Annotated in this window: 26 protein-coding genes and 1 tRNA gene; 17 read left to right on the top strand and 10 right to left on the bottom strand. The window is 60.8% G+C overall.

From position 1 onward, the window contains the following. Positions 1-114: 114 nt before the first annotated feature. From QRN10_RS07150 to QRN10_RS07160, 3 genes are all read right to left on the bottom strand, one after another. The gene (locus QRN10_RS07150) at positions 115-441 is read right to left on the bottom strand and encodes an Arc family DNA-binding protein (protein WP_024076996.1); all 327 of its coding nucleotides are present in this window, start codon (positions 439-441) and stop codon (positions 115-117) included. Between the two features lie 430 nt (positions 442-871). After that, positions 872-1,051 carry a PA3371 family protein gene (locus QRN10_RS07155; protein ID WP_181081197.1) on the bottom strand — a complete coding sequence of 60 codons (180 nt, stop codon included), beginning with the start codon at positions 1,049-1,051 and terminating at the stop codon, positions 872-874. A gap of 11 nt (positions 1,052-1,062) precedes the next feature. After that, on the bottom strand, positions 1,063-1,290 hold the full coding sequence (locus QRN10_RS07160; protein ID WP_181081196.1) for a hypothetical protein: 228 nt from the start codon (positions 1,288-1,290) through the stop codon (positions 1,063-1,065). Between the two features lie 326 nt (positions 1,291-1,616). On the opposite strand from QRN10_RS07160, the gene QRN10_RS07165 reads away from it, so the two are divergent. Next, positions 1,617-1,693 (top strand) — tRNA-Arg (locus QRN10_RS07165). Between the two features lie 287 nt (positions 1,694-1,980). Then, positions 1,981-3,363, top strand: coding sequence for an MFS transporter (locus tag QRN10_RS07170; protein ID WP_181081195.1), 1,383 nt, complete (start codon positions 1,981-1,983; stop codon positions 3,361-3,363). A 60-nt stretch (positions 3,364-3,423) separates the two neighbouring features. Here QRN10_RS07170 and QRN10_RS07175 read toward each other — a convergent pair whose 3' ends face one another. The 4 genes from QRN10_RS07175 to flgA all read right to left on the bottom strand — a co-directional run bounded on the left by QRN10_RS07175 (position 3,424) and on the right by flgA (position 6,005). Next, complete coding sequence (locus QRN10_RS07175) at positions 3,424-4,173, bottom strand: flagellar brake protein (protein ID WP_181081194.1); 750 nt, start codon at positions 4,171-4,173, stop codon at positions 3,424-3,426. Positions 4,174-4,268: 95 nt separating this feature from the next. After that, positions 4,269-4,739, bottom strand: a complete 471-nt coding sequence (locus tag QRN10_RS07180; protein ID WP_181081193.1) for a flagella synthesis protein FlgN — start codon at positions 4,737-4,739, stop codon at positions 4,269-4,271. Positions 4,740-4,787: 48 nt separating this feature from the next. Continuing rightward, positions 4,788-5,108 carry a flagellar biosynthesis anti-sigma factor FlgM gene (gene flgM / locus QRN10_RS07185; RefSeq protein ID WP_181081192.1) on the bottom strand — a complete coding sequence of 107 codons (321 nt, stop codon included), beginning with the start codon at positions 5,106-5,108 and terminating at the stop codon, positions 4,788-4,790. A 141-nt stretch (positions 5,109-5,249) separates the two neighbouring features. Next, positions 5,250-6,005, bottom strand: a complete 756-nt coding sequence (flgA, locus tag QRN10_RS07190) for a flagellar basal body P-ring formation chaperone FlgA (protein ID WP_181081215.1) — start codon at positions 6,003-6,005, stop codon at positions 5,250-5,252. A gap of 81 nt (positions 6,006-6,086) precedes the next feature. Here flgA and QRN10_RS07195 point away from each other — a divergent pair, with 81 nt between their 5' ends. The 7 genes from QRN10_RS07195 (at position 6,087) to QRN10_RS07225 (ending at position 12,310) form a co-directional block, all read left to right on the top strand. Beyond that, complete coding sequence (locus QRN10_RS07195) at positions 6,087-7,019, top strand: chemotaxis protein CheV (protein ID WP_181081191.1); 933 nt, start codon at positions 6,087-6,089, stop codon at positions 7,017-7,019. 44 nt (positions 7,020-7,063) lie between these two features. Beyond that, positions 7,064-7,891 carry a protein-glutamate O-methyltransferase CheR gene (cheR, locus tag QRN10_RS07200; protein WP_181081190.1) on the top strand — a complete coding sequence of 276 codons (828 nt, stop codon included), beginning with the start codon at positions 7,064-7,066 and terminating at the stop codon, positions 7,889-7,891. Between the two features lie 296 nt (positions 7,892-8,187). Then, positions 8,188-8,595, top strand: coding sequence for a flagellar basal body rod protein FlgB (gene flgB, locus QRN10_RS07205; protein ID WP_017529461.1), 408 nt, complete (start codon positions 8,188-8,190; stop codon positions 8,593-8,595). Between the two features lie 3 nt (positions 8,596-8,598). Then, entirely contained in the window at positions 8,599-9,042 is a 444-nt protein-coding gene (gene flgC / locus QRN10_RS07210) for a flagellar basal body rod protein FlgC (protein WP_024076985.1), read from the top strand. Positions 9,043-9,057: 15 nt separating this feature from the next. Beyond that, complete coding sequence (gene flgD / locus QRN10_RS07215; RefSeq protein ID WP_253509022.1) at positions 9,058-9,783, top strand: flagellar hook assembly protein FlgD; 726 nt, start codon at positions 9,058-9,060, stop codon at positions 9,781-9,783. A 31-nt stretch (positions 9,784-9,814) separates the two neighbouring features. Beyond that, positions 9,815-11,125 (top strand): flagellar hook protein FlgE, encoded by a 1,311-nt coding sequence (gene flgE, locus QRN10_RS07220; RefSeq protein ID WP_181081188.1) that lies wholly within the window; start codon positions 9,815-9,817, stop codon positions 11,123-11,125. A gap of 144 nt (positions 11,126-11,269) precedes the next feature. Next, on the top strand, positions 11,270-12,310 hold the full coding sequence (locus QRN10_RS07225) for a hypothetical protein (protein WP_285428085.1): 1,041 nt from the start codon (positions 11,270-11,272) through the stop codon (positions 12,308-12,310). A gap of 82 nt (positions 12,311-12,392) precedes the next feature. Here QRN10_RS07225 and QRN10_RS07230 read toward each other — a convergent pair whose 3' ends face one another. Then, positions 12,393-15,287 carry a ribonucleoside-diphosphate reductase subunit alpha gene (locus QRN10_RS07230; protein WP_141155820.1) on the bottom strand — a complete coding sequence of 965 codons (2,895 nt, stop codon included), beginning with the start codon at positions 15,285-15,287 and terminating at the stop codon, positions 12,393-12,395. Positions 15,288-15,883: 596 nt separating this feature from the next. Here QRN10_RS07230 and QRN10_RS07235 point away from each other — a divergent pair. After that, positions 15,884-16,609, top strand: a complete 726-nt coding sequence (locus tag QRN10_RS07235; RefSeq protein ID WP_181081186.1) for a response regulator — start codon at positions 15,884-15,886, stop codon at positions 16,607-16,609. Continuing rightward, positions 16,606-18,222: an ATP-binding protein gene (locus tag QRN10_RS07240; RefSeq protein ID WP_285428087.1), complete on the top strand. Its 1,617-nt coding sequence runs from the start codon at positions 16,606-16,608 to the stop codon at positions 18,220-18,222. Before QRN10_RS07235 ends, QRN10_RS07240 begins: the two co-directional genes overlap by 4 nt. On the opposite strand, the gene QRN10_RS07245 is transcribed toward QRN10_RS07240, so the two are convergent. Next, entirely contained in the window at positions 18,223-18,948 is a 726-nt protein-coding gene (locus QRN10_RS07245) for a 4'-phosphopantetheinyl transferase family protein (protein WP_253509016.1), read from the bottom strand. It abuts the gene before it with no gap. Between the two features lie 136 nt (positions 18,949-19,084). Here QRN10_RS07245 and QRN10_RS07250 point away from each other — a divergent pair, with 136 nt between their 5' ends. From QRN10_RS07250 to QRN10_RS07260, 3 genes are read left to right on the top strand one after another with little or no spacing between them, the layout of a single operon-like run. Then, positions 19,085-19,393, top strand: a complete 309-nt coding sequence (locus tag QRN10_RS07250; protein ID WP_285428088.1) for a hypothetical protein — start codon at positions 19,085-19,087, stop codon at positions 19,391-19,393. A gap of 18 nt (positions 19,394-19,411) precedes the next feature. After that, positions 19,412-20,089: a response regulator gene (locus tag QRN10_RS07255; protein WP_181081182.1), complete on the top strand. Its 678-nt coding sequence runs from the start codon at positions 19,412-19,414 to the stop codon at positions 20,087-20,089. Beyond that, positions 20,086-21,432 (top strand): ATP-binding protein, encoded by a 1,347-nt coding sequence (locus QRN10_RS07260; RefSeq protein ID WP_181081181.1) that lies wholly within the window; start codon positions 20,086-20,088, stop codon positions 21,430-21,432. Before QRN10_RS07255 ends, QRN10_RS07260 begins: the two co-directional genes overlap by 4 nt. Before the next feature lie 85 nt (positions 21,433-21,517). Here the strand turns inward: QRN10_RS07260 and QRN10_RS07265 are convergent, their stop codons facing one another. After that, entirely contained in the window at positions 21,518-22,516 is a 999-nt protein-coding gene (locus tag QRN10_RS07265; RefSeq protein ID WP_253509014.1) for an AraC family transcriptional regulator, read from the bottom strand. A gap of 347 nt (positions 22,517-22,863) precedes the next feature. Here QRN10_RS07265 and QRN10_RS07270 point away from each other — a divergent pair, with 347 nt between their 5' ends. The 3 genes from QRN10_RS07270 to QRN10_RS07280 all read left to right on the top strand — a co-directional run bounded on the left by QRN10_RS07270 (position 22,864) and on the right by QRN10_RS07280 (position 25,899). Beyond that, positions 22,864-24,195, top strand: a complete 1,332-nt coding sequence (locus QRN10_RS07270) for a dicarboxylate/amino acid:cation symporter (protein ID WP_181081179.1) — start codon at positions 22,864-22,866, stop codon at positions 24,193-24,195. Between the two features lie 136 nt (positions 24,196-24,331). Then, complete coding sequence (locus QRN10_RS07275) at positions 24,332-25,318, top strand: XdhC family protein (RefSeq protein WP_285428089.1); 987 nt, start codon at positions 24,332-24,334, stop codon at positions 25,316-25,318. Further along, the gene (locus QRN10_RS07280) at positions 25,315-25,899 is read left to right on the top strand and encodes a nucleotidyltransferase family protein (RefSeq protein WP_285428090.1); all 585 of its coding nucleotides are present in this window, start codon (positions 25,315-25,317) and stop codon (positions 25,897-25,899) included. The genes QRN10_RS07275 and QRN10_RS07280 overlap by 4 nt, the downstream gene beginning before the upstream one ends. Positions 25,900-25,915: the final 16 nt, after the last annotated feature.

The raw sequence follows: 25,915 nt of genomic DNA on the forward strand, positions 1-25,915 counted from the left end.
TGCGCGGCGTTCCCGTCGCGGCGCTGCGGGAGCGAGCTCGCTCCTGCATTTCAACACTCAAATCCCAGGCAAAAAAAAGCCAGCACTAGGCTGGCTTCGGCTTTCAGTAGCGTATCAGTCGGCTTCTGCGGCCGCCTCGACGTCGTGCGCAATAAGCGAGACGAGCGCATTTTGCTGGCGGTGGGAGAGCTGACGGAAACGCTGCAGCAGTTCGCGTTCGTGCAGCGACAGCTCCGGGCTGTCCAGGCGCATGCTCAACTCTTCGCCCAGCGCACCTTCCTGAATAAGGCTCTGTTCCAGGCGCGCGATGATTTCGGAGTTCATGCTGCGGTGATGATTGCGAGCCACCTCGGCAATGCGTTCCCGCATTCCGTCTGGCAGACGTACGACGAACTTGTCAGCCGTACGGCTGGAATAAATTGCCTGTTTCAATGGGCGCATATATTTAACCGGTTAGTTCAGGGGAGCGGTTTTTGGAATTGGCCGCAAGATGAGTGTTAAGACAAGACTCACGACCAAAGTTCAACCCGAATTGCAAAGAGGCCGCATCATGCCTCAGATTTGCCAGTTCCTTGGCGTCAATTCTGTGACAAATATTGAACTGCCTGGAGGCTTTATGCCAGCACTGATTTACATTTTTGCGGACTGGTTGGAAAACTTCCCGTCGGGAGGATTTCAGTAATCATTCCTGCAAAACCAAGCCACAGCTGGGGTTGAGGGCCGCACATCCTAACGCAGAGTGGCCTTTTGCCCTTATGTTTAAGACTAGTGGCAATCTGCCGATTGACTAGGTCGAGGCGACGTAAGGTAGGGCGAAGGAGAGGGGGGGGTGGCAGGTGTCGGGCGAATATCCATGATTCAGACGCGAGAGTCAGCGCAACACTGGGTCGAACTTGATACGGCGCCCTACGATCAGGGTCAGCAACCACAGGCAGGCGCAGACGCCGCTGGCAATGAATGCCGTGGTCTGCTCGTCTTGGGCATGCGTTCCCAAGCCATATATGCAGGTTGCAGTGGTCAGGCAAAGGAAAAACCAGGCGGATTTACTCATCGATCGTGTCCTTAGAAAACCCAGTGTTCGGATGCGGGGGCGCCCTGGGTATCTTGTGCAAGGCGTACCGGGGATTGCGCGCCAGGCGTCATTACCGCCAGTTGCGGGCGTTGTTGCAGATGGTGCGGAATCGCCTGGCTGATCTGGGCCGGATCCGGCGCCTGTGACGACTGGAAGTGAAACATCACCAGCGCAGCCAAGGCGATTGTATTGAGGGCTAACAGAAGGGCACTGTTCATGGTGATGTACTCCGCTTACCGCCGTGGCTGAATAGGGTGTTTGCGAGAGGGATAGTGCAGGTCTCGTGCCAAACTATTTTATTAATGAAATCAACGGTTTGGTTGAGTATTGAAGGCTTTGGAGGTTGCAATTTGCAACATGGTCACTGAGGGGGAGTGCATTTTGCACGATGACGGCTATCTCCCGTGTTTGCTGGACGAAACTGCACATTCCGGCCTCGGGATCGCCCTACACTCAAAAAGCTGACGGACGACATGACAAAATGCACCTCGGCCGTTAACATGCACGCCGTCCATCGCCTTACCCGGCTTGGTGGCTGTCATTAGTCCCAGTAGCTCAATTGGATAGAGCATCCCCCTCCTAAGGGGAAGGTTGGCCGTTCGAACCGGCCCTGGGACACCAGATTCAAAGCCCCGCACGGAGATATCCGGCGGGGCTTTTTTGTGTGCGCCGGATCTTTTCCAACCCCGGTCGAACCTTGGCGACGATCCAGGTTCACAGCAGGGGCTTGGCGTGTATTTAGTGCAACGTTGTAACTTGCACCTCACTGGGCAGCGTCTGAGCTGTAGCCAATCGTTTTAAACAAATTTTCCCCGGAAACCGCCCGTACCGCCTGTCCGGAACCGGCTACCCAGGACTATCATGCCGATAGCCCTGTCTCTCACTGCAAGGAGCCGCTCGGAACGCCGATGCGCCAGATCTGGAAATCTTTTCGAGCCCTTTATTTCGCCTCCTTGATGATGCTGATCGGCTCCGGCCTGCTCAGTACTTACCTGGCCCTGCGCCTGGCGGCCGATCATGTCGACAGCCTGTGGGTGGGTGCGCTGATGGCGGCCAACTACTTCGGCCTGGTGCTGGGCGGCAAAATCGGGCACCGCCTGATTGCCCGGGTCGGGCATATCCGCGCCTATGCTACCTGCGCCGGGATCGTCGGCGCCGCAGTGCTTGGCCATGGTTTGATCGACTGGCTGCCGGCCTGGATCGTGTTGCGGGTGATCGTGGGCCTGGGGATGATGTGCCAGTACATGGTTATCGAAAGCTGGCTTAACGAACAGGCGGATGCCAAGCAGCGTGGCGTGGTGTTCAGCGGTTATATGATCGCTTCGTACCTGGGCCTGGTGCTCGGGCAGTTGATCCTGGTGATGCATCCCCAGCTCGGCCTTGAGCTGCTGATGCTGGTGGCGCTGTGCTTTGCGCTGTGCCTGGTGCCGGTGGCGATGACGCGGCGCATCCACCCCGCGCCCTTGCACCCGGCACCGATGGAGCCGCGCTTCTTTATCAAGCGCGTGCCGCAATCACTGAGCACGGTACTCGGCGCGGGGCTGATCGTCGGGTCGTTCTACGGCCTGGCGCCGCTCTACGCGGCCCAGCAAGGGTTGACGACCGAGCAGGTCGGTCTGTTCATGGGTAGCTGCATTTTCGCCGGCTTATTGGTGCAGTGGCCGCTGGGCTGGCTGTCGGACCGCTATGACCGCGCGCTGCTGATCCGCTGCTTTGCGCTGTGCCTGGCCGTTGCGGCCCTGCCGCTGGCGATCCTCACCCAAGTACCGCTGGAGGTGCTGTTCGTCGCCGGATTCCTGTGCTCGCTGGTGCAGTTCTGCCTTTACCCGTTGGCGGTGGCGTTTTCCAATGACCATGTCGAGGGCGATCGTAGGGTTTCCCTGACGGCCATGCTGCTGGTGACTTATGGCGTTGGCGCCAGTATCGGGCCGCTGCTCGCGGGCGTGGTGATGAAGCTGTTCGGCAGCCAGATGCTGTACGCGTTTTTCAGCCTGTGTGCGCTGATTCTGGTATGGCGCATTCGTCCTAAAGCGGTGACCAACCTGCACCAGGTGGACGATGCACCGTTGCACCACGTGGCCATGCCCGACAGCATGTCCAGTTCGCCGCTGGTAGCGGCACTGGATCCGCGGGTGGATGAGCAGGTGGTGCAGGACCAGATGCAGACCACTCCGCCTGAGGCGCAAACCGACCCCGAGCAGCCGCCGGTCGACGAGCCGAGCCCTGAACCGCCCACCGAACCGTTGGACCCGGACGAGCATCCTCACGACTTGAGCAGGGCGCGCCCCTGAAACAAAAAACGGGCAGCCCCTTTAAGGAGCTGCCCGTTTTTTTGTCGCTGACCGGACCGTTTAAAAATCGTCGTCTTTATCGAATCGACGGGCTTCGCGCTGCAACTGGTAAACAAATCGCTCAACCTGGCGCTGCACCAGGCCACTCATGTTGTGGAAGCGTACGCCGGCGAAAGTGGTGTTGATCTTTTCTTCGAAGTGCAGGTAACGCAGTTCGACTGAGGTGGTCATGCTGCCGAAGGGCAGGGCGGCGACAAAGCGGTCGTACACCTGTCCCAATTGCAGGCGCGCGCAGATATCACCCTCAAAACGCAATTTGCAGCCGGTAGCGGAAATATCCAGTAGCTTGCCGCTGACCGGTGCCTTGAGCTTTTCGCCGCCCAGCTCGATGTTCACCAATTGCGCCAGTTTCAGAGCGGCGCGAAAGGCATTGCGCCGCTGATGGTAGACCACCTCGTCGGGCATGCTGCCGGTATAGATGCGATGGCCGTTTTTTTCGCTGATGGTCAGGCTGCCGTTGCTTTCCCAGGCGACACGCACGCCGTCGTGAAAGCCTTCGATGCGGAACGGCTCGCCGTTTTCAAGGTGGCGTTCACCGTCGCGGGGGATCATTTCGTCCAGCGCCAGGGTCTTGTTGTCCCGGTCGACATCCACCAGATAACTCTGGAAACGCTGGCTGCGCTCGTGGAAGGTGATGATCAGCGGGTCATGGCTTTCCTGCAGCATTCGCAAGGTGCCGGCGATTTCCAGGGGCGTGGTGAGGACCTTGGGGGGCTGCGGAGCATCTTCCGCATTAAGGGCGTTGAACACGGTTCTTCCATCTCCAGGCAAAATACGACTACACGCAAGAACCGGCATTTTGCCAGCATGTAGCGCGCCTTGGATAGGGCGCGCGATAAACGATGTCAGGCTTGGCTGCGAGTGCTTGGCTTGACCAGGCGCGAGGTGGAACCCTGGGCATTGTAAAGCGCCGGTGGCTCGCCGCCGTGGAGGATACGCAACTGGTTGGCCGTGGTGGCTTGCTGAAGCTGGATCGATTGGCCGTTAAGCTGGTTGGCTTCCTGGCACTTGGCAAGCAATTGATTGAGTTCTTTGCTCTGGGCCAGCAGCTGTTCGCCGACCGAGGAGTGGCTGGCCAGTTGCGCGAGCCCGTCGTGATTGGCCGGCAGGCCCAGGCTGATCAGGATCTGGCTGCGTTTTTTGCCGTGCTGCTCCAGCAGGACAATCAGCGACTGCTTGCGCGCGAGAATTTCTTCGAGCAGCGGCATGTCCCGACCGTAGAGGGCCAGGGACTCTTCTTTGAGCAGATCGAGCAATTGTTGCGTCGGCTCAAGATCATCGATGATCAGTTGAAGCAGATTTTCGTCGTGATGCATGGCTGGCCTTGGGATTTAAGCGTCCAGAAGCCCAGCGCAGGCCTTTGCCTAGCGCTCGGCTTCGAAGTTAAGCAGCTTGCTGGCGACACGGTTGCTGTCGACTTTGTAGCTGCCATCAGCGATTGCCTGTTTCAATTCGGCCACGCGGGCTTTATTGACGACCGGTTGATCGCGCAGCGAGTCAGTGACCTTCTGCAACTGTTGAGCCTCATTGCTCAGGTGTACCGATTCCCCGCTCTGGCTGGCGCTGGCCTGTTCTGCCTTGGCGGGCAGCGCAGCCTTGGCGTCTGCACTTTCCTTGGCACCTGAAGTGCGCGTGGCGCCGGACGTAGCCGGGGAGTTATTTAAACGACTGAAATCAATGACCATGATAAAAAACCTCTGGGTATTTGGACGCTTGCCATGTTTTCGGCCATACCCGGATTAACTTTAGGCGCGAATGACAATAAATCTCCACACGGGACTTGTCCGTGCACAGTGTAGGAAAACCCAGCGTCCTCTACCAGTGATCTATAAGGCCACCTCGACTTGCCCCGGCGCGGTCACGCGCGCCTTGATGACGCGATTGGAGTTGAGATTCTTGACGCGGATCTGTTCGCTCATGCCCCCGTTGGACAGCGCTTCTCCCGGCATTTTCACGTTCAAGGCGCCGCTGCTGGCGGAAATCACCACTTGATCGCCCTTGCGAATCACCTCGGCCTGCTCCAGATGGACCAGCGTGAGGAGCTGGTCGGTGACCACTGGTCGGGTCAACCTCTGGCCGATGGCCTGATCAACGGACGTCAGATAGCCCTGATTGATCTGGCTGATGTCGCGTTCACGCAGCACCACGTCTTCAAAACTGATGATGCCGGTGCGTTTGAGCGGTCTCGCTACCACGACCACATCGCGAAACAGTTTGACCTGCGCCGGCACAAACACCGTCCAGGGCGAGGCGCCGTCGCAGCGTACACGCACCGTCACGCGGCCGATGGGCTGGGCCGGGCTTTCCAGGGTCGCTGTCAATTCCTTGTCGCATAGTGGCATGCGCAGGCGTGGGTCCAGCTGGTTGACTTGGATTTCATAACGCCCCGGCGTCTGTGTGCTTGCCAGATAATCTTCTACAGTGAACTCAAGAAAGCCCTGAGTGACGCCGATAAGGAGATCAGGCAAGGTGACGTTCTCTGCGCGGGCCGTGGCGCCCAGGCAGAAAGCAAGCAATGCCAACGTGACGCAGAGCAATCTGCGGTGGCGGGGGTGTCGGGAAACTGTCGTTTTCATATCCATAGCCAACAAATAGCAAAGCTCGTGCCGTTTAGTGTTGGGTGCGCGTCGTACCCCCGAAGGTTTTAGCGTAGGAGTCTGGGCATGGCAGGTGTAATGGATTCAGTAAACCAGCGCACACAGCTGGTAGGGCAGAATCGCCTGGAATTGTTGCTTTTTCGCCTTGATGGCGGGCAACTGTACGGCATCAACGTGTTCAAGGTGCGGGAAGTGTTGCAGTGCCCCAAGCTGACGATCATGCCCAAGTCCAGTCCGGTGGTGTGCGGCGTGGCGAATATTCGTGGCGCGACCATCCCGATTCTTGACCTGGCGTTGGCGACCGGTTCGTCGGGCCTGCAGGATCGCGAGAGTCCGTTCGTGATCATCACCGAGTACAACACCAAGACCCAGGGCTTCCTGGTGCGCTCGGTGGAGCGCATCGTCAACATGAACTGGGAAGAGATCCATCCGCCACCCAAGGGCACCGGCCGCGATCATTACCTCACGGCGGTGACGCGGGTCGATAACCAGTTGGTCGAAATCATCGACGTGGAAAAAATTCTCGCCGAAGTGGCTCCCACCTCGGAGACGATTTCGGTGGGAGTGGTGGACGCCGAGACGGCGCACAAGGCCGTGTCCCTGCGTGTGCTTACCGTGGACGACTCCTCGGTGGCGCGTAAGCAGGTGACCCGTTGCCTGCAAACCGTCGGCGTTGACGTGGTGGCGCTCAATGATGGCCGCCAGGCGCTGGATTACCTGCGCAAACTGGTGGACGAAGGCAAGAAGCCGGAAGAAGAATTTCTGATGATGATCTCGGATATCGAGATGCCGGAAATGGACGGCTACACTCTCACGGCCGAGATACGAAGTGACCCGCGTATGCAAAAACTGCATATCGTCCTGCATACTTCGCTGTCGGGCGTCTTCAACCAGGCTATGGTCAAGAAGGTCGGGGCGGATGACTTCCTGGCCAAATTCCGTCCTGATGACCTCGCATCCCGGGTAGTCGACCGGATCAAGGCAGCAGATCACAGCTAAGGTATTTCCTTGGCGGTCATACGATTTAAGAGGCGGTAGTATCAGTGTCTACGGGTAATTTGGATTTTGAACAGTTCCGGGTCTTCCTGGAAAAAGCCTGTGGCATATTGCTCGGTGAGAACAAGCAGTACCTGGTATCCAGCCGTCTCAACAAGCTCATGGAGCAGCAGGGCATCAAGTCCCTGGGCGAGTTGGTTCAGCGGATCCAGAGTCAGCCGCGCGGTGGGCTCAAGGAGATGGTGGTCGATGCCATGACCACCAACGAAACCCTGTGGTTTCGAGACACTTACCCCTTTGAGGTGCTCAAGAGCAAGGTGCTGCCGGAGGCCATCAAGGCCAGCCCCGGCCAGCGCTTGCGCATCTGGTCGGCGGCCTGTTCGTCGGGGCAGGAGCCATACTCGATTTCCATGGCCATCGACGAGTTCGAGCGGACCAACATGGGCCAGTTGAAGGCCGGGGCACAGATCGTCGCCACCGACCTGTCCGGGACCATGCTGACCAATTGCAAGACCGGCGAGTATGACAGCCTGGCCCTGGGCCGTGGTTTGTCCCAGGAGCGTCTGCAACGTTACTTCGACTCCAAAGGGGCGGGGCGTTGGGCGGTCAAGGCGCCGATCAAGAGCCGCGTGGAGTTCCGTTCGTTCAACCTGCTCGACAGTTACGCCAGTCTGGGCAAGTTCGACATGGTGTTCTGCCGTAACGTGCTGATCTATTTCTCGGCGGAAGTGAAGAAAGACATCCTCTTGCGCATCCATGGCACGCTCAAGCGGGGCGGCTACCTGTTCCTCGGGGCCTCCGAAGCACTGAACGGCCTGCCGGACCATTACCAGATGGTGCAGTGCAGCCCTGGCATCATTTACCAGGCCAAGTAAACAAGGCCTGTGCAGTCAAAAATGTGGGAGGGGGCTTACCCCCGATAGCGTTTGGATCAGTCACCTATCCATGACTTGATACGCCGCTGTCGGAGGCAAGCCTTCTCCCACTTTTAGTTTCGCGGCAATCCCCCATTGCCGCTTTACTGGCGCCAGGCGGAAGCCGCTTGCCGCTTTTCTGGCATTGCCGCCGGCAATATCGGCTTAAGTCCTTGATATACGGGCGTTGAAAAGATTGGCATGCACCTTGCTATACCTCTGTTAACGAACAGCAGGTCAGCCTAAAGGTTTCCGCCATGAGCATCAGCTTCGATAAAGCGCTCGGTATCCACGAACAAGCCCTGGGCTTCCGCGCCCAGCGTGCCGAAGTCCTGGCCAACAACATTGCCAACGCCGATACCCCGAACTACAAGGCTCGGGACCTGGACTTTTCTGCCGTGCTCGCCGCGCAGCAGGACAAGACCAAGAACGGCACCTTCGCCTTGAACATGACCAACAACCGTCATATCGAAGCGCAAGGCCTGAGCAGTGGCGACGAGTCGCTGCTGTATCGCACGCCGATGCAGCCGTCCATCGACCAGAACACCGTCGATGCGCAGTTGGAGCAATCGGCCTATGCCGAGAACTCGGTGAACTTTCAGGCCAGCTTTACCCTGCTCAACAGTAAATTCAAAGGGCTGATGTCAGCCCTGCGTGGAGAGTAAGCCATGTCCCTGTCCAGTGTTTTCAATATTGCCGGCAGTGGCATGAGCGCGCAGACCACGCGCTTGAACACCGTCGCCAGTAACATCGCCAACGCCGAGACTGTGTCTTCGAGCATTGACCAAACCTACCGCGCCCGTCACCCGGTGTTCGCCACCATGTTCCAGGGCGGGCAGAGCGGCGGCAGCGATTCGCTGTTCCAGAACCAGGATGCCGCAGGCCAGGGCGTGCAGGTGCTCGGTGTGGTCGAAGACCAGAGCAACCTCGAAGCCCGTTACGAGCCGAACCATCCGGCGGCCAACGAAAAAGGCTACGTGTACTACCCGAACGTCAATGTGGTCGAGGAAATGGCGGACATGATTTCGGCCAGCCGCTCGTTCCAGACCAACGCGGAAATGATGAACACCGCCAAAACCATGATGCAGAAGGTCCTGACCCTGGGTCAGTGATAAGGGGCGCCAACCATGGCCATTGTCGATACGTCTAACAATACGGCGGTTCAGGACCTTTTCAATTCGAAGGTCAAGACGGCGTCGGACAACACTAATCTGGCGAACGCCTCCAAGGCCGCGACCGGCAATCAGTCGCTGGGCAAGGACGCGTTTCTGCAGTTGCTGGTCACCCAGCTGAAAAACCAGAACCCGCTGTCGCCCCAGGACAACGGCGCGTTCGTCGCCCAACTGGCGCAGTTCAGCAGCCTGGAAGGTATCAACACCCTGAACGACTCGGTGAACTCGATTTCCAGCAACTTCAGCTCCTCCCAGGCGTTGCAGGCTTCGTCGTTGGTGGGGCGCTCGATCATCACCCAGACCGACAAGGCGCTGGTCGATACCAGCAAGAGCATGAACGGTTCGGTGGCAGTGACGGCGGCGACGGGCAATGTGTCCGTCAAGATCACCGACAAGGACGGCAATGTGGTCCGCACTATCGACATGGGCGCCCAAAGCGCCGGCACGTCCGACTTTATCTGGGACGGCAAGAACGACAAGGGTGAAGTGGCGGCGGCGGGTACTTATACCTTCGCGGCCACCACCAAGAACGACAAGGGCGAATCGGTGGCCCTGGCCACCTCGCTGCCGGCAACCGTCACCAGCGTGACATTGAGCAAGACCGGCGGCGAAATGCTGCTGAACCTTGCGGGCGGCATGGGCAGCGTCAAGCTGTCGCAAATTCAGACTATCGGTACATAGAGCCGGCTAAATACGGCAGAGGGAGAGAAACATGTCTTTTAACATCGGCCTTAGCGGCCTCTATGCGGCCAACAAACAGCTGGACGTGACCGGCAACAATATCGCCAACGTTGCGACCACCGGCTTCAAGTCGTCCCGTGCGGAATTCGCCGACATCTACGCCGCGTCCAAACTGGGCACCGGCCAGAACAGCATCGGTAACGGCGTGAACCTGGCGGCGGTGTCGCAGCAATTCACCCAGGGCGACGTCAACGGCAGCGGCGGTATCCTGGACATGGCGATCCAGGGTGGCGGGTTCTTCGTGCAGAAGGGCAGCGACGGTTCGCTGGAGTACACCCGTTCCGGTGCGTTCCGTGCCGACAAGGACGGCTACATCACCAACAACACCGGCACCTCGCGTCTGCAGGGTTACGCTGCGGATGACGACGGCAAGATCATCAAGGGCGGCCTGACCGACCTGCAATTGAACCTGTCCAACCTGCCGCCGAAGGCGTCCACCAAAGTGGACTCCACCAGTAACCTGAACTCCTCTGAGCCGGTGATCGACCAGACGCTCAAGCCGTTCAACCCGTCCGATACCAGTACGTTCACCACCCAGTACAGCACCACGTTGTACGACTCCCAGGGCAACGCGCACCCGATGGTGCAGTACCTGGTGAAAACCGACGGCAACAAGTGGAACGCCTATACCTTGATCGATGGCCGCAACCCGGACGGTTCGGCGCCGACCGGCACGCCTTCGACGCCGCCTGTACCGTCGACCCTGAGCTTTGACGGTGCCGGCAAACTCACCGGTATTCTGACCGGTACCGTTTCCAGCACGACCCTGAACGTTACTGGGTGGGTACCGGGTACCGTGACCAACGGCGTATGGAAGGCAAACGGCGCGGATGCCAACCCGACCGGTATCGCCATCAACATGGCTAACATCACCCAGTACAACTCGGCCACCTACCGTAACCCACCGGTGACCGACGGTTATGCCACCGGCCAGATCACCGGCCTCAAAATCGACGGCAACGGTGTACTGTTCGCAACGTTCAGCAACCAGCAGAGCAAGGCCATCGGCCAGATTTCTCTGGCCAGCTTCAACAACGAACAAGGCCTGCAGCCGGCGGGCGGCACTTCCTGGCGTGAAACCTTCGCCTCGGGCCAGCCAGGTTACGACACCCCGCAGTCCGGGACCTTGGGCTCGATCGTGGCCAACTCCCTGGAGAACTCCAACGTCAACCTGACCAACGAGCTGGTGGACCTGATCAAGGCCCAGAGCAACTACCAGGCGAACGCCAAGACCATCTCCACCCAAAGCACCATCATGCAGACCATCATTCAGATGACCTGATGCCATGGCGTCACGCGCTTGACTGAAAACCCCTCGATCGAGGGGTTTTTTTTTCTGACGAATATCGTATGGAACGCCCTACGCCCTCAATGCCACCCAGGAGGCGGCAAGCCGTTGAGCTTGTGATCTGGGGTGGGGACAGCGATGGGAAATCAGTGGCAGGTGGGTTTTGCCGGGGCCGCTGCAGCGGCACCGCTTTATTTGAGCGGCAAGGGCGCGACAGACGATATCAGCGAGGACGCGGGCGCAACTAAGAACGCTGTCGCAGCACTGCTCAAGGAACTGGACGACGCCCAAAGTACCGGCAAGAGCCAGACCGTCCGGGAGCTACGCGACAAGCTCAATGAGAAGCGCAATGCGCTGGGGGACGAGGCGTTCAAGAAGATCCTCGAGCAACTCAAGGACGAATGGTCCCGACGATGGCTTGAGCTGTTGAAGATGCTGTTTCCGGATTTGTTTCCGGATGCGCCTTCTCCTTCTCCCGCGCCCCCATCGCCTGGTGGCGGCGGTGGCGGCGGTCATTTTCCTGGCCGCGGCGGGTTCGGTCCCAGCGAGTCGATGAGCCACAAGCCGATTACCGAAGGCTCAAGGCACTATAACTACAAGCCCGACACGAGCAGCCCCGGGCAGAAGCCGAACAATATCTGGAGTGGGTTCAGCCAGGGGCCTGACGGCAATTGCGTGACGGTATCGGCAATAAAGGCTGCAATGATGCAGTACGGCCAAAAACCTACGGACGTTTTCAAAGAGGTCAAGGAGGTTGGCAACGGCTATGAAGTGACCATGCGTGACGGCTTCCAGCTGTCTTTGTCCAAGGATGAAGTGAGGCAGGCGGCCACGCATGCGCGTTTCAAGGGCGATGACCCGGCAATGATGACCGATGCCAACTTCATGTATGCCGCGAGCGCCAAGCGGGCGCAGATGGAAAACAACGATGGTAGCGCCGGACGCAGTTTTCAGGCGGCCATGAACAGCCTCAACGATGGTGAACACTCGCGTGAAGGGCTGGATCGTTTGGGTTTGAGGGGACGTTACCGGCCGGCAACCGATGCTGACTTGAGAAGCAGCAAGGTGGGGACGGTGGAATACGACGGTCATTCGATGGCCGTGATTGAGGGCCGTATTGAGTTGTGGGGCAAACGCGGCGGCATGCCTCGATCGGGTATTGCAACCGTCTTGTTCTAGTCGCGGCGCTGTTCATCCGGCAAAACAAAGCCCCCGGTATGCGATAAGCATAACGGGGGCTGGTTAACCCAGCGGGCTCAGCTTATTGGCAAGCTTCGCAATCCGGCTCGTCGATCGCGCAGGCCTTTGGCACTGGCGCCGGGCCGGCCGGGGCGGCGAGTACCGAATCATCACCGTGGTTGCCGCTGGACACTGCGTTCAGCTTACCGGTGTTGATGGTCGACTTCTCGGTGCTGGTCGCGGCCAGGGCACGGAGGTAGTAAGTGGTTTTCAGGCCACGGTACCAAGCCATGCGGTAGGTCACGTCCAGCTTCTTGCCCGAAGCGCCGGCGATGTACAGGTTCAGGGATTGCGCCTGGTCGATCCACTTCTGACGACGGCTGGCGGCGTCAACGATCCACTTGGTGTCCACTTCGAACGCAGTCGCGTAGAGCTCTTTGAGTTCCTGCGGGATGCGCTCGATCTGCTGCACGGAACCGTCGTAGTACTTCAGGTCGTTGATCATGACCGAGTCCCACAGGCCGCGGGCCTTGAGGTCGCGCACCAGGTACGGGTTGATCACGGTGAATTCGCCCGACAGGTTCGATTTCACATACAGGTTCTGGTAGGTCGGTTCGATCGACTGCGACACGCCGGTGATGTTGGCGATGGTGGCGGTCGGTGCGATGGCCATGATGTTGGAGTTACGAATACCTTTCTGCACACGAGCACGTACCGGTGCCCAGTCCAGGGTTTCGTTCAGGTCAACGTCGATGTACTTCTGGCCACGGGCTTCGATCAGGATCTGTTGCGAATCCAGCGGCAGGATGCCCTTGGACCACAGCGAACCCTGGAACGTCTCGTAGGCGCCGCGCTCGTCGGCCAGGTCGCAGGAAGCCTGGATCGCGTAGTAGCTGACCGCTTCCATGGACTTGTCGGCGAACTCGACCGCAGCGTCCGAACCGTAAGGAATGTGCTGCAGGTACAACGCGTCCTGGAAGCCCATGATCCCGAGGCCCACCGGGCGGTGCTTGAAGTTGGAGTTCTGCGCCTGCGGCACCGAGTAGTAGTTGATGTCGATCACGTTATCGAGCATGCGTACGGCGGTGTTGACGGTGCGCTCCAGCTTGGCGGTGTCCAGCTTGCCGTTGACGATGTGGTTCGGCAGGTTGATCGAGCCCAGGTTGCAAACGGCGATCTCGTCCTTGTTGGTGTTCAAGGTGATCTCGGTGCACAGGTTCGAGCTGTGGACCACGCCCACGTGCTGCTGCGGGCTGCGCAGGTTGCACGGGTCCTTGAAGGTCAGCCATGGGTGGCCGGTTTCGAACAGCATGGACAGCATCTTGCGCCACAGGTCTTTGGCCTGGATGGTCTTGAACAGCTTGACCTTGCCTGGGTACTCGGTGAGGGCTTCGTAGTACTCGTAGCGCTCTTCGAAGGCCTTGCCGGTCAGGTCGTGCAGGTCCGGTACTTCGGAGGGCGAGAACAGGGTCCACTTGCCGTCATCGAAGACGCGCTTCATGAACAGATCCGGGATCCAGTTGGCGGTGTTCATGTCGTGGGTACGACGACGGTCATCACCGGTGTTCTTGCGCAGCTCGATGAACTCTTCGATGTCCATGTGCCAGGTTTCCAGGTAGGCACACACAGCGCCTTTGCGCTTGCCGCCCTGGTTGACCGCTACGGCGGTGTCGTTCACCACTTTCAGGAACGGTACGACGCCCTGGGACTTGCCGTTGGTGCCCTTGATGTACGAACCCAGTGCGCGCACCGGCGTCCAGTCGTTGCCCAGGCCACCGGCGAATTTGGACAACATGGCGTTGTCGTGGATCGCGTGGTAGATGCCCGACAGGTCGTCCGGCACGGTGGTCAGGTAGCAGCTCGACAGCTGTGGACGCAGGGTACCGGCGTTGAACAGGGTCGGGGTCGACGACATGTAGTCGAAGGACGACAGCAGGTTGTAGAACTCGATCGCACGGTCTTCTTTGTGCTTCTCTTCGATCGCCAGGCCCATGGCCACGCGCATGAAGAACACTTGCGGCAGTTCGAAACGGATACCGTCCTTGTGGATGAAGTAACGGTCGTACAGGGTCTGCAGGCCCAGGTAGGTGAACTGCTGGTCACGCTCGTGGTTGATCGCCTTGCCGAGTTTTTCCAGGTCGAAAGTGGCCAGGACCGGGTTCAGCAATTCGAATTCGATACCCTTGGCGATGTACGCAGGCAGGGCCTTGGCGTACAGCTCGGCCATTTCGTGGTGGGTGGCGCTGTCGGCCACGCCCAGGAAGCCCAGGCCTTCGGCACGCAGGGTGTCCATCAGCAGGCGCGCGGTCACGAACGAGTAGTTCGGTTCGCGTTCAACCAGGGTACGGGCGGTCATCACCAGGGCGGTGTTGACGTCGGTCAGGGCCACGCCGTCGTACAGGTTCTTCAGGGTTTCGCGCTGGATCAGGTCGCCGTCGACTTCTTCCAGGCCTTCGCAGGCCTCGGTGATGATGGTGTTCAGGCGGCCCAGGTCCAGCGGCGCGAAGCTGCCGTCGGCCAGGGTGATGCGGATCGACGGGTGCGCTTGTACCGCCGCTTCTTCGGCGGGCGTGCGCACGGCACGTTCCTTGGCGCGCGAATCGCGGTAGATCACGTAGTCGCGAGCCACTTTCTGCTCGCCGGCACGCATCAGGGCCAGTTCGACCTGGTCCTGGATTTCTTCGATGTGGATGGTGCCGCCCGAAGGCATGCGGCGCTTGAAGGTCGCAGTGACTTGTTCGGTCAGGCGGGCAACGGTGTCGTGGATGCGCGACGAAGCGGCAGCGGTGCCGCCTTCAACTGCAAGAAACGCTTTGGTGATGGCGACGGTGATTTTGTCATCGGTATAAGGAACGACAGTGCCGTTACGCTTGATCACGCGCAGCTGGCCAGGTGCGGTGGCGGACAGATCCATAGTCGAATCGGCGGCCTGCGGCACGGAGCCCTGCGGGTTCTCGCGAGTTGTGTCGGTTTGCATGGGGGGATGTCTCCACGTTCTATATTTGATTGCGAGTGCCAGGCTCTTCCTGCAACACCCGTACCGTTTTCCATATCGGGATGGAGAAACAGGTGCCATCCGCGTGAGCGGTTTGGTCTACTGAAAATCGGTTGGTTCCACGCTGCACTAACAAATAAAGCGCTTGAGTTTCGAGCCACTTGTGTGGTTGGGCGTTTAGGTCGAAAACGCTACATGTAGGGTCTTCGATGCCGCCGAGCTACAAGATAATGCGTTTTGGAGGGCTTAGCAACGCAGTAACCTGTGGATAACGCTGTGGGTAAAATGTGTATGAAAGGTGCAATGGTCTTGTAGGCCGCGTTACCACTGCGTCGGACCGTTTGTCATGAAATGTTTCGTCCAAAAAACCAGGGTGCCCTTTTCGAAGGGCGCGAACCCTATCACAAAAAAACACGATCACCGAATGGATTTCCCGCCTTGTGTTTGAGGGCTGGCCCATGGCTACAATCGGCGCTAGTTTGTCCGCGCCACGTGACAACTTAAGGCGCGTGCTTGCGGCCCTCTGGGCTTTTTCGCGAGCGCGCTCGCTCCAATAATAAATACAACCGAGGTAGCTGATGGAGCACGACGCCTGGCACATCCTGATCGTCGAGGACGACGAGCGACTGGCCGAGCTGACGCGCGATTACCTGCAAAGCAACGGTCTGCGGGTCGCAGTGGAAGGCAATGGGGCGCTGGCGGCTGAGCGCATCATCCGCGAGCAGCCGGACCTGGTGATCCTCGACCTGATGCTGCCCGGCGAAGACGGCCTGAGCATCTGTCGCAAGGTGCGTGAGCGCTACGACGGTGTCATCCTGATGCTCACCGCGCGCACCGACGATATGGACCAGGTGCTGGGCCTGGACCTGGGGGCCGACGATTATGTGTGCAAACCGGTACGCCCGCGCCTGCTGCTGGCACGGATCCAGGCGCTGTTGCGCCGCAGCGAGCCGGCGCAAGCGCAGGCCTTGGCGCTTGAGCGGCGCCTGCAATTCGGCCCGCTGGTGGTGGACAGCGCGTTGCGTGAGGCGTGGCTGCATGACGCCGGTATCGAACTGACCAGCGCCGAATTCGACCTGCTGTGGCTATTGGTCGCGAATGCCGGGCGCATTCTGTCCCGCGAAGAAATCTTTATCGCCCTGCGCGGCGTCGGCTACGACGGTCAGGACCGCTCCATTGATGTGCGCATCTCGCGCATTCGCCCTAAAATCGGTGACGACCCGATCCACCCGCGCCTGATCAAGACCATCCGCAGCAAAGGCTACCTGTTCGTCCCCGAAGCCGCCGTCGACCTGCAGCTGTGAACTCAATCTTCCTGCGCATCTATGGCGGTATGTGTGCCGCACTGATCCTGGTGGCGCTGCTCGGCGTGCTCGCCTTGCACCTGCTCAACGAGGTGCGCAGCGACCAATACCGCGAGCGCCTGGCCCACGGCACATTTGCCCTGATGGGCGACAACCTTCAGCCCATGAACCGCATCGAACGCCAGCGCGCCCTGGCGGTGTGGGAGCGTTTACTCGGCATACCACTGGAGTTGCGCACCTTCGCCGACGCCCGCCTGGACCTGGGCCAGCGCACCAGCCTGCAGCGCGGCCAGGTGCTGGTGCAACAGACCGGCCCGCATGCGGCGCGGGTGGTGCGGTTGGTCAGCGAGCAGGAACAACTGGTGCTGACCGGCGAAGTGCAGCAAATCAGCGAACAGTTGGCGCGCGCGACGATTTACCTGCTATCCGATGAACTGGTGCGCTATCCCGTGGCGGAACAGCCTCAACGGCTGGCGGCTATAAAGGAGACCAAAGGCTTTGGCTTCGACATGCGCCTGATGACCCTGGACCAGGCCGACATGGATGACGACCAGCGCCGGCGCGTCTCCGAGGGCGATACGGTGATGGCGCTGGGTAAGGGCGGCGACTCGATCCGTGTGTTTGCCGGCATGGTCGGCACGCCGTGGGTGTTGGAGATCGGCCCGCTGTACCAGATGAACCCGTATCCGGCGCAATGGCTGATCCTGATCGCCTTGATCGGCCTGACCCTGATCGGCCTGATCGTGTATTTCCTGGTGCGCCAGCTGGAACGTCGGCTCAAAGGGTTGGAAGCCGCCGCCACGCGTATCGCCAAGGGCAACCTGCACGTGCGTGTGCCGGCCCGGGGCGCGGATTCGGTCGGGCGTCTGGCGGCGGCCTTTAATGGCATGGCCGAGCACTTGCAGCAGTTGCTGGCGATCCAGCGCGAACTGGTGCGTGCGGTGTCCCATGAGCTGCGCACGCCGGTGGCGCGCCTGCGCTTTGGCCTGGAGATGCTTGGCGAGGCCGCTACGTCTGAAGCGCGCCGCAAATACCTGGAGGGCATGGACAGTGATATCCAGGATCTGGACGGCCTGGTGGATGAAATGCTGACCTACGCGCGACTGGAGCAGGGGTCGCCGGAGCTGAATTTCCAGCGCGTGGACCTGGATGGGCTGCTCGATCAGGTGATCGGCGAATTATCGCCACTGCGCCCGACTATCGTCGTCAGTCGCGGCATTTGCCTGTCATCGGCCCTTTGGGACGGCGCCCGGGTCGATGCCGAGCCGCGCTACCTGCACCGCGCGCTGCAGAATCTGGTGACCAACGCCATGCGTCACGCCCGCAGCCAAGTGTTGATCAGTTATCAGGTAGGGCAGGTACGCTGCCGTATCGACGTGGAAGATGACGGCCCCGGCGTACCGGAAAGCGCCTGGGAGCGCATCTTCACGCCGTTCCTGCGCCTGGACGACAGCCGCACCCGCGCTTCCGGCGGGCATGGGCTGGGCTTGTCGATCGTGCGGCGCATCATTTATTGGCACGGCGGGCGAGCGTTGATCAGCAAAAGCAACAACCTGGGCGGCGCGTGTTTCAGCCTGAGCTGGCCGAGGGACCAGGATAAGCACGCGCACTGATCAGCACGCCTGGGCCTGCACGGCCACCAGGCTCAGCAACTGACCGTCGTCCAGTGCGAACTGGCCTTGCAGCTCCGTACCCTGGCACCATTCGTGGGACAGGTCCGTGAGCAACCGCAGGCGTGCATGGCCTGTGTCAGACCACTCCAGCAGCTCGGCATGCTCAAAGTAAAAGCGCTTGTGCACGAGCGGGTAGAGCGCCTTGAACAGGCTTTCCTTGAGCGAAAACGTCAGTGTCACCAGCAGCGCGACCTGCTCTGGCTTGAGTCTGGCCATGCGTTGCAGTTCATCGGCGGTCAGAATCTCCCCGGCCAGGCGTTGCGCCCGTTCGGCACTCAGCAGATTTTCCAGGTCCATGCCCAGGCCGCGCCATTGCGCCGTGTGCCCGACAATTGCGGCGGCGTGCCCGGTGCTGTGGGTGATGGAACCGCTGACAGAGGGGGGCCAAACCGGCGCGCGATCTGCGCCGATCGCCGGGATGCAATCGGGATGACCTAGCTGGTGCAGGGCGGCGCGGGCGCACACGCGGCCGGCCAGGAATTCGGCCTGACGCTTGGCGACCGAACGCTGGATGCTCGCCGGTGGCGGCACGGCGCAGCGTTGAAAATCGTCCACCGCCAGCATCGCGGGATCGAAACGGGTGCTGAGCAACACCGTGCCCGCCAGTGGATCGGGCAGGGGCCAGCGGGCGTCGAGCGGAGTGCAGCAAGCGGGTAGGAGATTCATGGGGCGGTATTTTGCCCAGTTGCCGTCTCACAGGATAGCCCGCGCCGGTTCAGGCCAGGTTCAGAGCCTGTTCAGGGGGAGTTCAGGGGCGCCTGCGTAGTCTGGCCGGACAGCCAAACGCGTATGAGGTAACACCATGACTGCGATCAAAAAGCTGATGCTGGCCTTGACCCTGCTGAGTGCCGCTGCCGGAGCGCAGGCGTCGGAGGGCGCCTTCGCCGAATTCGGCAGGGAGAAAACCAGAAAGCCCAGTAACCTGATCCATCGTGTGAGCTTCGAAGAAGCGGGCTGCCAGACCTCGCCGTGGGGCCAGGCCTTGGGCGCGACGACCCCGCAGCCAGCCTACCGCGTCGGTTATGCGCAGCTGACCGGTCAATTCAATGGCATCAAACTGCGCCCGCAAGACCTGCAGGGCCGCTATGATGTCACCCAGTCGGACAGTTGATACGCTTTGGAGAGCCCTATGAAATTGCTGGTGGTGGAAGATGAGGCGCTGCTGCGCCATCACCTGTTTACCCGCCTGACCGACAGCGGCCATGTGGTCGAGGCCGTGGCCAATGCCGAGGAGGCCTTGTACCAGACCGGCCAGTTCAATCACGACCTGGCCATCGTCGACCTGGGCCTGCCGGGCATGGGCGGCCTGGACCTGATCCGCCAGTTGCGCGCCAAGGGCAAGACGTTCCCGATTCTGATCCTCACCGCGCGCGGCAACTGGCAGGACAAGGTCGAAGGCCTGGCCGCCGGCGCCGACGACTATGTGGTCAAGCCGTTCCAGTTCGAAGAGTTGGAAGCCCGCATGAACGCACTGTTGCGCCGCTCCAGCGGGTTTACCCAGTCCACCATCGTCGCCGGGCCGTTGCTGCTGGACATCAACCGCAAGCAGGCGTCCCTCGACGAACAGCCCCTGGCGCTGACCGCCTACGAATACCGCATCCTCGAATACCTGATGCGCCATCACCAGCAAGTGGTCGCCAAGGACCGCCTGATGGAACAGCTCTACCCGGATGATGACGAGCGCGACCCGAATGTCATCGAAGTGCTGGTCGGTCGTCTGCGCCGCAAACTGGAAGGCCCGGCCGGGTTCAAGCCGATCGACACCGTGCGTGGCCTGGGCTATCTGTTTAATGAGCGCTGCCGTTGATTCGCTCGTTACGTGTGAGACTGATGCTGGCGGCCGCCACCCTGGCCGTGCTGTTTATGCTCGGCCTGCTGCCGGCGATGCAAGGTGCGTTCAGCCTGGCGTTGCAGGATTCCATCGAGCAGCGCCTGGCGTCGGATGTGACCACGCTGATCTCCGCCGCGCGGGTGGAAAACAACCACTTGCTGATGCCGGCGCAACTGCCGGATGAACGCTTCAACCTCGCCGACAGCCGGCTGCTGGGTTATATCTACGACCGCGAAGGGCACCTGGTGTGGCGCTCGCGCGCGACCCGCGAAGAAAACATCAATTACAAACCGCGCTATGACGGGCGCGGCAACGAGTTTGCAAGGATTCGCGAGGCCAATGGCCAGGAATTCTTCGTGTATGACGTCGAGGTCAAGCTGCTCGGCGGCAAGAGCGCGGCATTCAGTATCGTCGCCCTGCAACCGGTGCGCGAATACCAGTTGACCCTCGAAGGTCTGCGCGAAAACCTCTACCTGGGCTTCGGCGCGGCGTTGCTGGTGCTGCTGACTCTGCTGTGGCTGGGCCTGACCTGGGGCCTGCAGGCGTTGCGGCGGTTGAGCCAGGAACTGGACCAGATCGAAGGCGGTACCCGCGAAAGCCTGTCCGAACAGCATCCCCGCGAACTGCTGCGTCTGACCGGTTCCCTGAACCGTTTGTTGCACAGCGAGCGCGAACAACGCACGCGTTACCGCGATTCCCTCGACGACCTGGCCCACAGCCTGAAAACCCCGCTCGCGGTGTTGCAGGGTGTGAGCGAAGACATGGCCCAGCGCCCCGAAGACCGCGATCAGGCCCGGGTACTGCAAACGCAGATCGAACGCATGAGCCAGCAGATCAGCTACCAGCTGCAGCGTGCCAGCCTGCGCAAGAGCGGCTTGGTGCGCCATCAGGTGCGCCTGGAACCGGTGGTCCAGAGCCTGTGCGACACATTGGGCAAGGTGTACCGCGACAAAGCAGTGACGGTCTCCTTCCAGTTGCCCCAGGCGTGCGACGTGCCCATCGAGAAGGGGGCCTTGCTCGAGTTGCTCGGCAATCTGTTGGAGAACGCCTACCGCCTGTGCCTGAGCCAGGTGCGCATCAGCCTGATCGAAAACGAAGACGGCACGGAACTGTGCATCGAAGACGATGGCCCCGGTGTGCCGCCGGACCAGCGGGCGCGCATCCTGCAACGCGGCGAGCGCCTGGACCGCCAGCATCCTGGGCAGGGCATCGGCCTGGCGGTGGTCAAGGACATTATCGAAAGCTACGGCGCGCGGCTGACCCTGGACGATTCACCCCTGGGCGGCGCGGCGTTCAGGATTCACTTCCCCGCCGTGTGATCTTCAGTGGCTGGGCTGGCCATGCACGGGGCAAGCCCGCTCACCATAGCAAGCCCCCGATGAGGCCCTCACACACGACGCAGTGCTAGCTCTCCTGCGCCCGATAGGCGCCCGGTGTCAGCCCCGTCCACTTCTTGAACGCCCGATGAAACGCCGACGGTTCTGAAAAACCCAACTGCTCGGCGATCTGCTGCAAGGACAGATCCGCCCGACCCAGGTGGTAGATGGCGATGTCCCGCCGCAATTCATCCTTGAGCGCCTGGAAACTGGTGCCTTCTTCGCGCAGGTGCCGGCGCAGGGTTTGCGGGCTGATATGCAGATGCTGGGCGACCGCTTCCAGGTCGGGCCAGGGCGTGCGGTCGCGGCTCAGCAGGCGGCGCAACTGGCTGCTCAGGCTGTCGCCTTCATCCGGGCGCGATAACAGGTCGGCCGGGGAGCGCGCGAGGAAATGCTTGAGGGTGCGCTCGTCCTGCAGCAACGGCAGGCTCAGGTAGCGCACCGGAAACACCAGGCTGCTGTGCGGTGCACCGAACACCTGGGTGCAGGGGAACAGCAGGTCGTATTCGCTGGCATGGGGCGGCCTGGGGTAGGCGAAGGTGGCCTGGTGCAATCGGATACGCTGGCCGATCAGCCAACTGCCCAGGCGGTGCCAGATCACAAGCAGGCACTCGCTGAGGAAGTGGTCCGGGTCCCAGAGTCGCGAATGGTCCAGGCTCAGGCGCGCCATTTCGCCTTCGCGCGTCAGCTGCCAACGCGGGCCCTGCGGGAATAAGCTATAAAACAGTAAGCCGCGTTCCAGAGCCTTCTCCAGGGTGCGGCAGTGGATCAGCGCGTGGCACATCATGGCGAAGGTGCCGCGTTTGCTGGGGCCATCGGCGAACCCGAGGTATTCGTCGTCCAGCGCCAGCCAGAGCATTTGCAACAACCGGGTAAATTGCTCCGGCGCGATGCGGGCGCGGGGTTCGGTCAACAGTTCCTGTGGGATGCCCACCTGCTGCAGCAGGGCCGAATAGTCATGACCGGCCCGACGCGCACCCCCCAGAGCGGCGCGGGCAAAGTGGCTGGCAATGGTTCGTTCACGCATGCGGGGCCCTCGTCCATGGAGTGGCGGATGGTAGCCACCGCCCGGCGGGCGCGGCAAGGCGGATATCCGCCAAATTGCAGGGCACTGCAGAGCGGTGCGGCGGAAAACCGCCACGTATTGATCTGCGTTGGTGGCGGCTTGAAACCGCCGGCCCCGGTGTCTAAAGGCCCTCAGCGGATTTATGCAAAGTGGCACGGCGTTTGCGATAGGTCGACAGGTAAGGCAGTGAAAGATTTATCCCACTGCCCTCACAAACAACAAATCCCTCCAGTGCAGGAGGGTTCGCAATTCAAGTGTCGTGGGCAATGGCGGATATTTGCCACACGGGACGTTTGAGGAATTTTGCAATGACGACTCGTCAGCCACTCTACAAATCCCTGTATTTCCAGGTGATCGTTGCAATCGTTATCGGTATCTTGCTCGGTCACTTCTACCCGCAGACCGGCGTGGCCCTCAAGCCACTGGGTGACGGGTTCATCAAACTGATCAAGATGGTCATCGCCCCGATCATCTTCTGTACCGTTGTCAGCGGCATCGCCGGCATGCAGAGCATGAAATCGGTGGGCAAGACCGGCGGCTACGCGCTGCTCTACTTTGAAATCGTCTCCACGATTGCCCTGCTGATCGGTCTGGTGGTGGTGAACGTGGTGCAGCCGGGTGCCGGCATGCACATCGACGTAGCCACCCTGGACGCTTCTAAAGTCGCGGCCTACGTGACCGCCGGTGCAGACCAGAGCGTGGTTGGCTTTATCCTCAACGTCATCCCGAACACCATCGTCGGCGCCTTCGCCAACGGCGATATCCTGCAAGTATTGATGTTCTCGGTCATCTTCGGCTTTGCCCTGCACCGCCTGGGTGCCTACGGCAAACCGGTGCTGGACTTCATCGATCGCTTCGCCCACGTGATGTTCAACATCATCAATATGATCATGAAGCTCGCGCCGATCGGTGCCCTGGGCGCCATGGCGTTCACCATCGGTGCCTACGGTGTGGGTTCGCTGGTGCAACTGGGCCAGCTGATGATCTGCTTCTACATCACCTGTGTGCTGTTTGTGGTCGTGGTGCTGGGCGCCATCTGCCGCGCCCACGGTTTCAGCGTGCTGAAATTGATCCGCTACATCCGTGAAGAGCTGCTGATCGTTCTGGGTACGTCCTCCTCCGAATCCGCGCTGCCACGCATGCTGATCAAGATGGAGCGTCTTGGCGCGAAGAAATCCGTAGTCGGTCTGGTGATCCCGACCGGCTACTCCTTCAACCTCGACGGTACCTCGATCTACCTGACCATGGCCGCCGTGTTCATCGCCCAAGCGACCGACACCCACATGGATATCACCCACCAGATCACCCTGCTGCTGGTGCTGCTGCTGTCTTCCAAGGGTGCTGCGGGCGTGACCGGCAGCGGCTTCATCGTCCTGGCGGCGACCCTGTCGGCTGTCGGCCACCTGCCGGTCGCCGGTCTGGCGCTGATCCTGGGCATCGACCGCTTCATGTCCGAAGCCCGTGCGCTGACCAACCTGGTGGGTAACGCCGTTGCCACCATCGTCGTGGCCAAGTGGGTCAAGGAACTGGACACCGATAAACTGCAGAGTGAGCTGGCGTCGGGCGGTACCGGTATTTCCGAATCCCGTGAACTCGATGACCTGGGCGTGGCCGAAGGTCCTGCACCGGTGGTCAAGTAAGACGCTGATGGCGTGAACTGACGCCCCCAGCCTTGCACAAACGCCCCGACATGTTCGGGGCGTTCGCGTTTATGGCTCGGCACTTCGGGCGATTTTTTGGTTTACAGTGAGCGCGATAGTGACCGCGGGAGGCTTGATGGACAGTGTGGATCTGAATGTTCTGCGTAGCGTGCTGGAGTGGCGCCGCGCCGGGCAGCGAGTGGTGTTGTACAGCGTGGTCCAGACCTGGGGCAGCGCGCCACGCCCACCGGGCGCCATGTTGGCGTTGCGTGGCGATGGCGTGGTGATCGGCTCGGTATCCGGCGGTTGCATCGAAGATGACCTGATTGCCCGCCTGCACGACGGCCGCCTGGTAGACGACGGTCCGCCGGTACAGTTAGTGACCTACGGCGTCACCCAGGACGAAGCCGCACGTTTTGGTCTGCCTTGCGGCGGCACCTTGCGCCTGACCGAAGAGCGGGTGCAGGACTGGCAATGGGTCGCCGACCTGCTGGCACGCTGCGAGGCCCATGAGATTGTCGCACGGGAGCTGAACCTGACCACGGGCGAGGTCACCTTGAGCGGCGCCACCAAAACCGATGGTCTGAGCTTTGACGGTGAACGCCTGCGCGCCATCTACGGCCCGCGTTGGCGCCTGCTGCTGATCGGCGCCGGGCAGCTGTCGCGCTACGTCGCGGAAATGGCGCGCTTGCTGGATTTCGAAGTGCTCATCTGCGATCCCCGCGAAGAGTTCGTGTACGGCTGGGAGGCGCAGCACGGGCGCTTCGTGCCGGGCATGCCCGATGAAGCGGTGCTGTCTATCCAGACCGACGAGCGTACGGCTATCGTCTGCCTGACCCACGACCCGCGCCTGGACGATATGGCGCTGCTGACGGCGTTGGACTCCCGTGCGTTTTACATCGGCGCGCTGGGCTCGCGGGTCAACAGTCAGAAACGCCGGGACAACCTGGCGGCGTTGGGGCTGACGGCGCAGGCGATTGCGCGGTTGCACGGGCCGATCGGCCTGCATATCGGCAGTCACACGCCGTCGGAAATCGCCTTGTCGCTGATGGCGGAAATTGTCGCGATCAAGAACGGCGTGGCGCCTATGCAGAAAAAACACTTGCCGGTGCTGGCTGAGTGACCGTCACGGCGATAGTGCTGGCGGCAGGGCAGGGCAGCCGTTTCCGCGCCGAAGCCGGGGCTGACCAGGACAAATTGCTGGCGCCCTGCGTGGGTCTGGACGGTGTGACCCGGCCGGTGATTGAGCAGGTGCTGGTCAACCTACCCGCCGCTGTGGTTGAGCGCTGGGTCGTGACACTGCCGGAGCGCACCGACGTCATTCGGCTGGCTGAAGCCTACGGCTGCCAAGTCCTGACGTTGTGCTCCGCCGGCATGGGCGAAAGCCTTGCGGCGGCCGTCGCGGCCAGTGATAACGCCGAGGGCTGGCTGGTGCTGCTGGGGGATATGCCGTTTATCCAGGCATCCAGCATCGAGCAGGTGATCCACGGGTTATCCAGAGAAGGCATCCGTGTGCCTGTGCAAGCCGGCCGTTATGGGCACCCTGTGGCCTTTGGCCGTGATTTCGGGCCGGGGTTGATGGCGTTGACGGGTGATCGCGGCGCCAGGTCTTTGTTCACTCAGGCAGATGTCACCCAGGTGCCGGTGAACGATCCGGGCGTGTTGTGGGATGTGGACGTACCTGCGCTGTTGAATTACCACTGAGCGATACAAAAAAGCC

The sequence above is a fragment of the Pseudomonas sp. lyk4-R2A-8 genome (genome assembly GCF_030209095.1).
In the GTDB taxonomy this organism is placed as follows: Bacteria; Pseudomonadota; Gammaproteobacteria; order Pseudomonadales; family Pseudomonadaceae; genus Aquipseudomonas; species Aquipseudomonas quebecensis.

Coding starts and splice junctions, on each gene's coding strand:
- QRN10_RS07150 (WP_024076996.1), bottom strand. CDS start 441: ATGCGCCCATTGAAACAGGCAATTTATTCCAGCCGTACGGCTGACAAG.
- QRN10_RS07155 (WP_181081197.1), bottom strand. CDS start 1,051: ATGAGTAAATCCGCCTGGTTTTTCCTTTGCCTGACCACTGCAACCTGC.
- QRN10_RS07160 (WP_181081196.1), bottom strand. CDS start 1,290: ATGAACAGTGCCCTTCTGTTAGCCCTCAATACAATCGCCTTGGCTGCG.
- QRN10_RS07170 (WP_181081195.1), top strand. CDS start 1,981: ATGCGCCAGATCTGGAAATCTTTTCGAGCCCTTTATTTCGCCTCCTTG.
- QRN10_RS07180 (WP_181081193.1), bottom strand. CDS start 4,739: ATGCATCACGACGAAAATCTGCTTCAACTGATCATCGATGATCTTGAG.
- flgM (WP_181081192.1), bottom strand. CDS start 5,108: ATGGTCATTGATTTCAGTCGTTTAAATAACTCCCCGGCTACGTCCGGC.
- flgA (WP_181081215.1), bottom strand. CDS start 6,005: ATGGATATGAAAACGACAGTTTCCCGACACCCCCGCCACCGCAGATTG.
- QRN10_RS07195 (WP_181081191.1), top strand. CDS start 6,087: ATGGCAGGTGTAATGGATTCAGTAAACCAGCGCACACAGCTGGTAGGG.
- flgB (WP_017529461.1), top strand. CDS start 8,188: ATGAGCATCAGCTTCGATAAAGCGCTCGGTATCCACGAACAAGCCCTG.
- flgC (WP_024076985.1), top strand. CDS start 8,599: ATGTCCCTGTCCAGTGTTTTCAATATTGCCGGCAGTGGCATGAGCGCG.
- flgD (WP_253509022.1), top strand. CDS start 9,058: ATGGCCATTGTCGATACGTCTAACAATACGGCGGTTCAGGACCTTTTC.
- flgE (WP_181081188.1), top strand. CDS start 9,815: ATGTCTTTTAACATCGGCCTTAGCGGCCTCTATGCGGCCAACAAACAG.
- QRN10_RS07225 (WP_285428085.1), top strand. CDS start 11,270: ATGGGAAATCAGTGGCAGGTGGGTTTTGCCGGGGCCGCTGCAGCGGCA.
- QRN10_RS07230 (WP_141155820.1), bottom strand. CDS start 15,287: ATGCAAACCGACACAACTCGCGAGAACCCGCAGGGCTCCGTGCCGCAG.
- QRN10_RS07235 (WP_181081186.1), top strand. CDS start 15,884: ATGGAGCACGACGCCTGGCACATCCTGATCGTCGAGGACGACGAGCGA.
- QRN10_RS07245 (WP_253509016.1), bottom strand. CDS start 18,948: ATGAATCTCCTACCCGCTTGCTGCACTCCGCTCGACGCCCGCTGGCCC.
- QRN10_RS07250 (WP_285428088.1), top strand. CDS start 19,085: ATGACTGCGATCAAAAAGCTGATGCTGGCCTTGACCCTGCTGAGTGCC.
- QRN10_RS07255 (WP_181081182.1), top strand. CDS start 19,412: ATGAAATTGCTGGTGGTGGAAGATGAGGCGCTGCTGCGCCATCACCTG.
- QRN10_RS07265 (WP_253509014.1), bottom strand. CDS start 22,516: ATGCGTGAACGAACCATTGCCAGCCACTTTGCCCGCGCCGCTCTGGGG.
- QRN10_RS07270 (WP_181081179.1), top strand. CDS start 22,864: ATGACGACTCGTCAGCCACTCTACAAATCCCTGTATTTCCAGGTGATC.
- QRN10_RS07275 (WP_285428089.1), top strand. CDS start 24,332: ATGGACAGTGTGGATCTGAATGTTCTGCGTAGCGTGCTGGAGTGGCGC.